The 12,111-nt window shown below is 44.9% G+C and carries 8 protein-coding genes; 6 read left to right on the forward strand and 2 right to left on the reverse strand.

Translation table 11 applies throughout. The features are described from left to right. Window positions 1–5: 5 nt before the first annotated feature. On the reverse strand, window positions 6–818 hold the full coding sequence (locus F0364_RS06575; RefSeq protein WP_153796973.1) for a DUF695 domain-containing protein: 813 nt from the start codon (window positions 816–818) through the stop codon (window positions 6–8). A gap of 362 nt (window positions 819–1,180) precedes the next feature. Here F0364_RS06575 and F0364_RS06580 point away from each other — a divergent pair, with 362 nt between their 5' ends. Continuing rightward, the gene (locus F0364_RS06580) at window positions 1,181–2,065 is read left to right on the forward strand and encodes a UDP-2,3-diacylglucosamine diphosphatase (protein WP_153796974.1); all 885 of its coding nucleotides are present in this window, start codon (window positions 1,181–1,183) and stop codon (window positions 2,063–2,065) included. Window positions 2,066–2,107: 42 nt separating this feature from the next. Then, entirely contained in the window at window positions 2,108–3,217 is a 1,110-nt protein-coding gene (locus F0364_RS06585; protein WP_153796975.1) for a glycosyltransferase family protein, read from the forward strand. A 331-nt stretch (window positions 3,218–3,548) separates the two neighbouring features. On the opposite strand, the gene F0364_RS06590 is transcribed toward F0364_RS06585, so the two are convergent. Further along, a complete protein-coding gene (locus F0364_RS06590; protein WP_153796976.1) occupies window positions 3,549–7,274 on the reverse strand; it encodes a T9SS type B sorting domain-containing protein in 3,726 nt (1,241 codons plus the stop codon). A 316-nt stretch (window positions 7,275–7,590) separates the two neighbouring features. Here F0364_RS06590 and F0364_RS06595 point away from each other — a divergent pair, with 316 nt between their 5' ends. The 4 genes from F0364_RS06595 (at window position 7,591) to F0364_RS06610 (ending at window position 11,914) form a co-directional block, all read left to right on the forward strand. Continuing rightward, entirely contained in the window at window positions 7,591–8,784 is a 1,194-nt protein-coding gene (locus tag F0364_RS06595; RefSeq protein ID WP_153796977.1) for a carbamoyl phosphate synthase preATP-grasp domain-containing protein, read from the forward strand. A gap of 256 nt (window positions 8,785–9,040) precedes the next feature. Further along, window positions 9,041–9,325, forward strand: a complete 285-nt coding sequence (locus tag F0364_RS06600) for a hypothetical protein (RefSeq protein ID WP_153796978.1) — start codon at window positions 9,041–9,043, stop codon at window positions 9,323–9,325. A gap of 121 nt (window positions 9,326–9,446) precedes the next feature. Further along, window positions 9,447–9,890 carry a DinB family protein gene (locus tag F0364_RS06605; RefSeq protein WP_153796979.1) on the forward strand — a complete coding sequence of 148 codons (444 nt, stop codon included), beginning with the start codon at window positions 9,447–9,449 and terminating at the stop codon, window positions 9,888–9,890. A 245-nt stretch (window positions 9,891–10,135) separates the two neighbouring features. After that, complete coding sequence (locus F0364_RS06610) at window positions 10,136–11,914, forward strand: DUF885 domain-containing protein (protein WP_153796980.1); 1,779 nt, start codon at window positions 10,136–10,138, stop codon at window positions 11,912–11,914. Window positions 11,915–12,111: the final 197 nt, after the last annotated feature.

A 12,111-nucleotide genomic window follows, 5' to 3' on the forward strand; every position in this document is an offset into this window, starting at 1 on the left:
TTACCTTATTCTTTTACCACCGCACTTTCCCATCCATCGTATTCGCCGTTGTATTTGCGTACCGACTGCCTTAGAGCCGCTGTTGTTTTACTTAAAGAAGTTACTTCCACATAGTCTGTGCGGGATATATGAAGGCTGTAGGGTAATGAGTCCTTCCTGTCTTTTACGTAGCTGCTGTCTTCCACTTTAAACTTTTCCAGTTGCACATAGGCCAGGAAATCCGCACGGCCTTTTTCGGTTTTAAAATACAGCCAGTGGTCAATTTTCCTGGGCTTTTCCAGCTTATCGCCGGCTTTGTGAAGCTGGGCTATCACCCTGCCATTTTCAATTACTTCCAGTGTTTGTTCATTAGGATAAAGAAAATCGTGAAAAGTGCTCCAGCCTGCATCCAGTTTGATAGTTGTTTTGGCAGTATAACCGGGAAACCTTGTCTTATACATTTCCTCAAGGTTTTGCCTTAATTCAAACGTGTCAGTCACATACAGGTAATGCAGTCTTTCGCACTGGTAGCTAAAGGTACCTGCGTAAATGTGTTTGGTAAAGCCTTGTATAGCGGCTTCAATACTATCACTTACAAGGTAAAGCTTATCAAACTCATCCTTGGCCGGAAAGCCGTCAACCGTGCAGTTACTAAACTTTACGCCGGTAACTACCAGGAAAGGATAGCGGGTGGTTTCCTTATAATCAACCAAACCCAGGTTGGTGGTAACGGAGCCCGGCCCTTTTTCAAAATTAGCGATATAAGCTTCCCAGCGCTGTTGCTGGCCGGCGCATAATACCGGAGCAGCTATTATAAATATAAAAATGAAAATTCTCATGTAGTTAAAAATATGAGTTACGAAGTACGAAGTAGTTTTAAAAAGAAAGATGTTAAAAAGTACCAAACCCGTTATCACTGCTACTTCCAAGAGGCCTTGTGTTGCACCAGCCTGCCGGCACAGCGAGACTGCAGCCGCCCGGTGGACCGAACGATGAAGTGATTGCGACGCAACGATGATGCCACTGGTTATATCGCTGGTATCAAAAAATGTAATATGCAATTTGAGGTATGCCCAACGCAACAGCGAACAGCTAACCCCAGGCTCTTAATAATTTCTTCACAATTGCATCACATTGTAATAATGCCTGCATAACAGCGAGGTAACATTAAGGTTGGTAATTTGTAAAACCTCATAATTCTATGGAAAGAAGACAGGTTGATGTAGTGGTAATGAGTGACCTTCATTTGGGTACTTACGGTTGCCGGGCTACTGAGATAGTCAACTACCTGAAAAGCATCTCTCCGCAAATCCTCATTCTTAATGGCGATGTTATTGATGGCTGGCAATTTAGCAAGCGCTATTTTCCGGTTAGCCACCTGCAGGTAATTAAAGAAATTATGTGTTTGCTCAGCAACGGCACCAGGGTTATTTACATAACCGGCAACCATGATGAAATGCTGCGCCGCTACAGTGATATACAGATTGGCAACTTTCAGCTTACTGATAAGATAGTAATGGAGATTAACGGCAAGATGACGTGGATTTTTCACGGCGATGTATTTGATGCCACCACAAGGGGCAGTGCCAGGTTGCTGGCTAAACTGGGCGGCCATGGTTACGACCTGCTGATAATGCTAAACAGCTTTATTAACTGGATACTTAAGCTGGCCGGCAAAGAGCGCATGAGCTTTAGCAAAAGGGTAAAGAACAGTGTTAAAAAAGCTGTTTCGTGGATTGCCGATTTTGAACAAACCGCTGCGGAGCTGGCTATAGAAAAAAATTACGACTACGTTATATGCGGCCATATACATCAGCCGCAGAAAAGGATTGTTGAAACAAAAAACGGCAAGGTTACTTACCTGAACAGCGGAGACTGGATAGAAAACCTTACCAGCCTTGAATACCGCAATAACGAGTGGACAATTTACCAGTACGATGAAAAGCAGTTTAGCGGCGCCAGCGTAATAAAAATGGAGAAAAAACTGCCTGAATTGAATGTGGTTACAGACGAGGTGGCGTTGTTTATCAATTCGCTCTCCCAAAACCTTAAAGGTTACCAGGATGGGTACGCGGCTAATTTTTAACCGCCTTGCAAGGCATGTATTTTACTTACTAAACCAACGACAATGAGTGAAGTTTCTTACACACCACATATATCTCACTTTAAAGGCTGGGGCCAGGGGCTAAAAATATTTTACGCGGTACAGGCAACCGGCAATGGGCACATAGCAAGGGCTATGGAGTTAATGCCGTACCTGCAGCAATACGGAGAAGTAGATGTTTTTTTAAGCGGCAGTAACAGCAGCCTGGCTGTAAACCTGCCTGTTAAATACCGCAGCAAAGGCATAAGCCTTTTCTACAATGCCAATGGAGGGCTTGCTTACTGTAAAACCATTAGCCAACTGCAACCGGCAAGGGTTTGGAAAGAGGCACACCAACTGCCATTGGAAAAATATGATATAATCATCAACGATTTTGAGAGTATTACATCGCTGGCATGTAAAATAAAAAAGCTATCTTGCATCAACTTTGGCCACCAGGCAAGTTTTCAGTCGCCTGAAACGCCGAGACCGTCCCGAAAAGATGCAGCCGGAGAATTCATTCTTAAAAATTATGCCGCCGCCGCCGCATATATTGGCCTGCATTTTGAAGCTTACGATAACTTTATCTATCCTCCAGTTATTAAAGGAGACATATTAAGCGCCGTCCCTGTTGATGACAATCATATTACAGTGTATTTATCGCACTACAACGACAGGGTCGTTGCTAACCAATTACAAAAATTAAAGAACCTACGTTTCCAGGTTTTCTCCAAACAGGTAAAACGTATAACACCGGAAGGCAATATTACTTTCATACCCGTAAGTAATGAGGCATTCAACAAAAGCATGATCAAAAGCTGTGGTATCATTACCGGCGCCGGTTTTGAAACCCCTGCTGAAGCTTTGTATATGGGCAAAAAACTGCTGTGCCTGCCTATAAAGGGCCAGTACGAGCAAAGCTGCAATGCAGCAGCGCTTGAAAAGTTTGGTGTGCCCATAATTAAGACAATTGATGATTTTTTTCCCGCACATGTGGAAAAATGGTTACAGGCGCCGCAACCCAGCCCCCTGCGGCTTACGCATTCCACTTATGACATAGTACAAATCGCAATAGAAAAAGCCCGTTCTTTAAGCCGTAAAGATCAATTTCAAGGCAACCCGCTTACTGAAAAAGAAATATTCGCTACCATCTAAGCATCAAGTTGTAAGAGAGGCAATCAGGGTGTAGTATTCATTACCCGAAAGAAATTTTTTTGGGGGTGTCCCTCGTACCTCGGGCAGGGCAGAACTACGTTCGCAACCTTCGTCAAAGCAACATTTAGTTGCTTTTTTCTCGGTTGTGCTATTACTCCGGCACAAGAGCCCCACTGCCATGGCCTCACCGGCGTAACCGCTTCAATCCCTCACCCGGTGGGCATCACACCTATCTGATCATATTACATTTGAAAAATTACCGGGCTATCAACAGGCGTAGCACAATCCTGTTCGCCCTCTTTTTTTGTTGATGAGTACCCGACTGCTGGTATTATTTCAATATAGCCACATAGCCCGTTTGCTTAATGGGCTTTTCATGAATATCTTTTGCCTGTATTACATAGTAGTAAGTACCTACAGGCAACGGCTTGCCATTAGATGTGCCATTCCACGGAATATTTAGATCCCGCATGGTATGCACCTGCTGCCCATACCTGTTAAAGATGATGATGGATTGTATGGTTACAAAGCCCACCTGCTTAATTACCCATGTATCGTTTATGCCATCCCCATTGGGAGAGAATACGTTGGGTGCCAGCAAGGCAGATTTATCAAACACGTTTACTTTAACACTCGCAAACTCACTGTAGCAACTGCCGCTTTGCAGCCTCACATAAAATACGGCATCCGTTTGCAATACAGGTGTTTGTAAAATACCGGCCGCCGAAGTATTTAACGGTGCGCTAGATGCCGGTGTGCTGTACAATCCATACACGCCGCCAACGGCATTGTTCACCCTTATTGTTGCCGTGCTGCCGCGTACAATGTTCACTTCCCGTACATCTGGCAACGGCAGCACCGCGTCTGTATTATTTACAGTAAAGGCACTGCCTTGAACAGTACAGTTAAACTGGTCTTTGGCTATAAGGTAATAATTGCCGGCCGGCACGTTGGTAAGAGAAGCGTAAGGCGATGCGGTTTGTTGCGTAGCAGCATTAACCCACTGGTAAGTGTATTGTGCGCCACCGCCCTGCACGGTAATGCCGGTAACACTCCCTTTGCTTAAACTGCAACTGTCATTTTTAACTACGGCCCCTGTTTCGTTAAGCGTTGGCTGCCCTGTTTGAATAATGCTGGCTGTAAAAATATTGCCGCGGCAACCATTGGTATCGGTAGCATAGTAGCTGTAAGAGCTGGAGTCTAAGCCCGATATCTGGTTGGTCCTGCCAACAATGGTATTGCTGCCGTTATCAATCCATTCAAAGCTGTATAGGGAGGCGTCTTTATCATATTGCAGTATATTGATGGACCCATTGGCCTCATTGCAATGCGCATCAGACTGGTCAACAGATAATACCGTGATTGTATCAAAAACAGCCTGCGGAACAGTTATGGCATAGCTGCGTGTTTCGCAGCCAAAGCTGTTGTTCAGTACAAGCTGGTAGCTGCCGGGGGCCACGTTTTGCAGGTTGCCGCTATTGCCTTCTGCCGCCTGGCTGCCTGTGTTTATCCATTGGTAAATGTCTGCCCCGGTGGCGGTAATATTTTCAATGCCGCCATCCGGCCCAAGGCACGATGCTGGTTTTACAACCATATTACTGCTGTCAATGGTAATTACACCTTCGTTAAGCAGGGTAAAATAAGCTGTGCGTACCGTGTCGCAACTACTTTCATCTTTACCTTTTAAAAAGTAGCGGCCAGCCGGAACATTTGACAGGTTAAGCCCCGTTCCAACAGTTTTACCCGTTGAGTCTGCCCATACATAAGCAACATTTCCAACAGCGTTGCTAACTGTAATATTGGTAATAGAGCCGTTACTGTTACTGCAACTTGCATTACCGATGGCTGCATTGCTAATATCAAAAGAAAGTGCTGGTATACGCGTAACACTGTACGGTCCAAAGCTGGTGGTACAGCTACTGTCGTAAGTAACACGCTGAATGTGCAGGCGGTAACCACCCATTGGAAGGCTGTCAATAGTGTAATTGTTGGTATCCCTGGGCGTATTGGATGAATTACTCCACCAGAAAAGGTAATCTGCAGGAAAAGTGCTGGTATAAGTTACAATACCATTGTTACGGCTACAGGTGGCAGGCGTGATGGATATGGCATTGTTGTCAACACGGGTTCTTTCATCAGGTATGGTAAACCAGTCTGTTTCAATAGCGCAGTCCTGGTCTTTGCCGGCACGTAATTTATAACGGCCCGAAGGCTGATTTTCCAGTGTGGTGCTCCCCACCAAAACGGTGTCGCCAACATCATTTATCCATTTAAGGCTGTCGGTTTCGTTTGAAAGTATGTACAGGATGGCGCCATCACTTCCACATACCTCGGGGAATATTTTTACACGGTTGGTGTTGATGTTGGGAATACCGGTAATCCGTATTTCAAAAGTGTCACTCTTGTAACTACAGTCAGGCGATTTTACCTCGTAAACATATTTTTCCGGCGCTACATTCAGTAAATCTGGCGTATTACCAACTTCAGCGCCCTGGGAGTTTATCCACGTTATGGTACTGTTGGCTGGTATAACAACGCCTCTTATACTGCCGGTAGGCCGTTTGCATGAAGCCTGCGTTACAACCGGTTTGCTGGGCGCCTGGATGCAGTTGGAAAAATTGCTGGAGTAAAAAGAAGTGCCGGCGTAAGAGCTAACAGCTACAACCTTACCCTGTATATACCCGCAGTAAGACCATGTGTTGCCAGTTCCTTTTTTTAAAAAGCTCGCAATTTTCGCGTAGCCCTGGCAAGCGCTGCCCGAGCAGTCCCTTACGGTGTACAAGTCAATTCTTAAATTATCAACAGGTGCGCAGGTGCCTTCAATGGTGTTTTCTGTAACATTGGTAATGGTTATTACATTGTCGTTAGTGGGCAGGCTTTTAATGCCTTCCGTGTTACAATAGAAGCTGTTATCATTTACATACAGGTAGCATTGTTCCTGAACAAGCCCTGCTTCTGTACAAAAGAAAATTTTGTTGCCTGTAAATCTTCCCGGCGGCAGTGTTGAAGAGCCCCATGGCCTGCCGGTAAAACCAACATAAATACCTCTTACAAAAGTGTAAGCGCTGCGGTTATTAGTTACGTCAACCCCCACGGAGTTGGTAATAAAACTAAAATCCGTGCTCGCCAGGCCATCGCCGATATAAAAACCATTTACCGCGTTACCCGTAACCGTGTTGCTCCTTATGTACAGAGTAAATACGGCAGCACTATCATACTGGCCATTTGTTCCGTTACCTGAAATATAAACCAGGTTGGTTGGCCTGGTTGCGGGATAAGACGGAAGTGTATAACCAAATATATCTGTGCCAACCCTGTTGCCTGTAAAATTTAAATAACTGGTTACCCCCTTTACGTTACTGTTAAACCTGAAGGCATTGGTAGTACCATACAAGACATTACTGGCAACGGTTATATTCAATACATTTTCAGCATTAATGGCTATTTGGGTGGTTTCATTGTCAGAATTAATGGTTGTCTTTTCATTAAGGCCTATAACATTGCCGGTAATATCTATGTTGCTGGATGTTGAGCCGGTAAAACCAATACCCGTGGCGAAACCCGAAATAACATTCCCGCCGGTAAGGCTGCCTATTTTAATGTTGGTAGCGTTATTCAACAATACGCCGTTCGTCAGCAAAGCGGTATGGGACGGGGAGTTACCTTTTAAGTAAATGCCATATACTTCAATGTTACTGTTGCCGGCCGTAAGGTTAAACATGGTTCCCGACGCAGGGTAATTGGCGCCCGGCTGTAGTTTAACTTTTGCGCCGCTAAGCTCAAAAGCAAGGCCTGTTTGTGTAGTACCGTCTATAACAAGGTTAGCGCTTACATCCGGCAACGGGCTTTGAAGTGTTATTGTTCTTCCCGGCAAACTATAATTCAAAATAGCAAAAACTATGGAATCAGTATTCCCGGTTCCGTTAGCCTGTGCGTTCTGTAACGCAGCACGTAAAGAGCCGGGCCCGCTATCAGCATTTGTATTTACAGTAAAGGTTTCCGCTAAAAGGGTTACAGGTAGCAGTAATAGAAGTATAGTTAAATATTTCAAGGTCATTCAACAGGAGTTATTATTGGTATTTGGCCGCAATTTAAGTTAAATAAGCGTGTAACACGGGGTGTAGCCAACCTACCTCCATTAATATGTTATTAAGATAATTGCAAAAAGACTGCCAATATGTTATCTTTCTTTAATGGCTCTTCAATGCTTACATCCATTCGTATTTATGCCCGGTGTTTTATACAGATACCTGATCACCACAATATGCTGCCCGCCTGCCATTAAGCCTAAACGCTATTTGGCCCCAGTTAGTATAAAATTTATTCATTTGGCTTAAACCTGCACAGCCCTTACATTTGCGCAATTTATAAAAATGAGCCAGGTACTTTCTTCCAACGAATCTATTCCATCGCAGAAAAAAAAGATCATTGTCCTGGGCAGCGGCCCCAACCGCATAGGCCAGGGCATTGAGTTTGATTATTGCTGCGTGCACGGATTATTAGCTATTAAAGAGTGTGGTTACGAAGCAATTATGGTTAACTGTAACCCCGAAACCGTGAGCACCGATTTTGATATGGCCGACAAGCTGTACTTCGAGCCCGTTTACTGGGAACATCTATGGGAAATTATTGAACTGGAAAAGCCTTATGGCGTCATCGTTCAGCTTGGTGGCCAAACAGCGCTTAAGCTGGCCAAAAAACTAAACGCTAAGGGCATTAAAATTATCGGCACTTCCTTCGACAATATGGACATTGCCGAAGACCGTGGCCGCTTTAGCGACCTGCTGAAAGAGCTTAACATCCCCTACCCACAATACGGCACGGCTTACACTGCGGAGGAAGCCATCGAAGTGGCTAACCAGGTTGGCTATCCCGTTTTGGTAAGGCCAAGCTACGTACTTGGTGGCCAGCGCATGCGTATTGTTATCAATGATGACGAGGTTGAAAAAGCGGTGGTAAGCCTGTTGAAGCACATTCCTAACAACAAAATATTGATTGACCATTTTCTCGACCGTTGCCAGGAAGCTGAAATAGACGGCATTTTTGATGGTGAAGATTTTCATGTAATGGGTGTTATGGAGCATATAGAGCCAGCAGGCATCCACAGTGGCGACAGCAATGCCGTTCTGCCTGCTTTTAACCTTACACCCATGGAAGTTACCACCATGGAGTATTATGCTGAAAAAATAGCCCGGGCGCTGGATATACGCGGCCTCATCAATATACAGTTTGCCATTAAAGACGGCAAAGTATATGTAATCGAAGCCAATCCCCGTGCCAGCCGCACTACACCTTTTATCGCCAAGGCATACCAGATTCCTTACCTTAACATTGCTACAAAGGTAATGTTGGAAGAAGCGAAGCTTAAAGACTTTACCATAGAGAAAAAACTGGAAGGTTTTGCCATAAAAGAACCGGTGTTCAGCTTCGACAAGTTTCCGGGCGTAAACAAAGAATTAGGCCCCGAAATGAAAAGTACAGGAGAAGCCATCCGTTTTATCAAAGACCTTCGCGACCCCTACTTCCGCACTTTGTACAAAGAGCGCAGCATGCACCTTAGCAAGTAGCATTTGCAATCACTATATTTAAAACCGGGAACCAGCAGGCCCGGTTTTTTTATGCCTGCCGTTACCGGCATAAGCATTTTTATGGGCCCGGCAGGAGTAATGCTATTAGGCGTCCCTTGCGTCGCACTCTTGTACTGCAAATCTTTACGGGGCATGTAAGCGAAGGCTTAACCTGCTTTATAGAGACTATGTATATTTACTCCCATCATTATTTACAATACTCATTTGCAACCACCAATATACTGTCAGCACTTACATGAAAGAATCAATACAACAAATGACATTAGAGGAGTCAGTGAAACGACAGCCCTTTATGCATATTGGTAACGACGGTGTTACAGGACTTATACGAGGGGTTTTAATTGACTGTATTGAGCTTTGCGAGGGTAACAATATGGTTCTTCAGTTTACCACAGCGGCTGATAATGAATTTTATCTTGAGCTTGATTGTAAGCCCGGCAGTGCTTCATTATTAGATAGTTTTGGCGAAAGCAATGGAAACTATTTTCTGGCTATCCTAAAAAAGAGGCTAAGCGGATAATAACGAAATTAGCTATAGATTTTTTCAGGAATCAGAGAGAACAGGCAGGCAAGTTTCTCTGGCGGTTTGATACTACACAGCTAACCAGTGGAATGTATTAAAGGCTTTTACCATAATTCTCATGTTAAATAACGAACTGGCAATTTTTTACGAACGCGACCTTCTTAAACTGGAAGAAGAAGTATGCCTGTTTAAGAAAGAAGAAAACCTCTGGATAACACAGGGTTCTGTAAATAATTCAGCCGGTAATCTTGCCTTACACATTATTGGCGGTTTAAACTATCTCATCGGCGCCACGTTGGCGCAAACCGGCTATATCCGCAACCGGCCTTCAGAATTTACACGCAAAGGCTTACCGCGAAAAGAACTTGTGGCGCAGTTGCAAGAACTTATCCCACTGGTTAGTACAACAATAAATAACCTTACCCCTGAACAAATGAACGCGGAGTTCCCGATATTCTTCGATAAACCCAATGCTTCCACCAGCTATGTTTTAGTGCAGCTACTGGCCCATTTAAATTACCATCTTGGCCAGGTAAATTATCTCAGGCGCAAACTGGAATAACATCCGCACAAAACCACGTTTGCTATAGCTGCGCAGCCGCCAACATTCAACTTTAAACAAAGAACTTTGAACAACCGAAGCCGGCTGCAGAATGCCCCGTAGCGAAAAGAAAGTACAAGAGTGCGACGCAAGTAAAGCCTCATAGCATTACTCCTGCCGGGCCCATAAAAACAACACTTTAGAAAAGGGGGCTACATTTTTCCTGCCGGTATTTGCTTAATTTGCCCATTCTAACTTTACCCCCAATGAAGAAAGTAATTCTTGTTTTTCTTTCAGCAACACTTTTGTTTGCATGCAAACTTAGCAGCGATAACCAGCAGGGCGAAGCCAATACGGAACTGGCTGCCATGCTCAGCAACTATTACGAAGAATCGCTCCAGTTGTTTCCGCTGAGCGCCACCTACCAGGGAGACAACAGGTATAACAGTTTGCTGCCGGTTGAGTTTACAGAGAGCTACAGGGCCAAACTAAAAGATTTCTACAGCCGCTACCTTAACCTGCTTTCAAAATTTGACCGCAGCAAGCTGAATGAACAGGATAAAATAAGCTATGATGTTTTTAAACATGATAACGAGCTTTCGCTGGAAAGCCTGGGCTTTCAGGATAACTATATACCTTTTCAACAGTTTTACGCATTACCGCTAAGCCTGGGCCAGTTGGGTAGCGGCGATGGCGCCCAGCCGTTTAAAACAGTTAAAGACTACGAAGATTGGCTAAAGCGTGCAACGGCTTTTAGTGCCTGGGCAGATAGCGCTATTGTGTATTTTAGAAAAGGCATTGCCGCCAATTATGTTCTGCCGAAATCGCTGGTGGTAAAAATGATACCGCAGATGCAGGCCATGGTGGTTGACAGCGCTGCAAAAAGCCTGTTTTATGGCCCGGTAACCAAAATGCCCGCATCTTTTACCCAGGCTGATAAACAGCGACTTACACAGGCTTATACGCAATTGATACTACAGCAATTAGTGCCTGCCTACAAAAAGCTGGCTGATTTTCTGCAAACCGAATACCTTCCCAAAAGCCGTCCAACATCTGGCCTGGGCAGCCTGCCAGGGGGTAAGAAATATTATGAGTTCCTGGTACGCCAGCAAACAACTACCAATAAAACCCCGGATGAAATACACACTACCGGCTTGAATGAAGTAAAACGCATACGCGGCCAGATGGACAGCGTAAAGAATGCCGTTGGTTTTAAAGGAGACCTGAACGCTTTTTTTGAGTTTATGCGCAACGATAAACAGTTTACCCCTTTTAAAACACCGGAAGAAGTACTGAATGCCTTCCGCTCCATACAGGCTAAAATACAGCCGCACCTGGCTACCATGTTTGGGCATGTGCCTAAAACAAAATTCGAGATAAGGCAAACAGAAGCTTTTCGTGCGGCCAGCGCCAGTGCGGAGTATAACCAGGGTACCGCCGATGGCAGCCGGCCCGGCATATTTTATGTGCCTATTCTGGACGCAACCAAATTCAATACCACCAGCGGCATGGAAAGCCTGTTTTTGCACGAGGCTATTCCCGGCCATCACTACCAGATCTCGTTGCAGCAGGAAGATACAACCCTGCCAAAATTTCGCAGATATGGCGGCCACAATGCTTATGTAGAGGGCTGGGCGCTTTATTGCGAAAGCCTTGGCCGCGAACTGGGTTTATACACTGACCCCTACCAGTACATGGGCGCCCTTGGCGATGAGATGCACCGTGCCATACGCCTGGTGGTTGATGTGGCCATACACAACAAAGGCATGACAAGGGAAGAAGCCATCCAATACATGATGGATAACGAAGCCATAAGCGAGCAAAGCGCCACCGCCGAAATTGAAAGGTACATGGCCATTCCCGGCCAGGCGCTGGGGTATAAAATAGGCGCTTTAAAAATTCGTGAGTTACGTAATAAATACCAGCAGCAGCTTGCTGATAAATTTAAACTCGCTGCCTTTCACGATGAGTTTTTAAAAGATGGCAGTATGCCGCTGGATGTGGTGGAACAAAAAATGGATAGGTGGGCCAACAGGGCAAAATAATAAGCATTGCCCTGCTATTGACAGTTTTTTTAATGCCGGCAATGGGGTTTTATCGAACCGAAACTTTGGGATGGTGTAGCAGCCACTTTACCGGTAGGTTTTGCATGGCGGCTTTTCATACCCTTGTAAAAAACTTTCATTTCATTGATGACCTTTGCAGCTTTTAGCCGATGTAGTTATAGCTAAAACTATACAGC

The organism is Foetidibacter luteolus (assembly GCF_009650435.1).
GTDB lineage: Bacteria > Bacteroidota > Bacteroidia > Chitinophagales > Chitinophagaceae > Foetidibacter > Foetidibacter luteolus.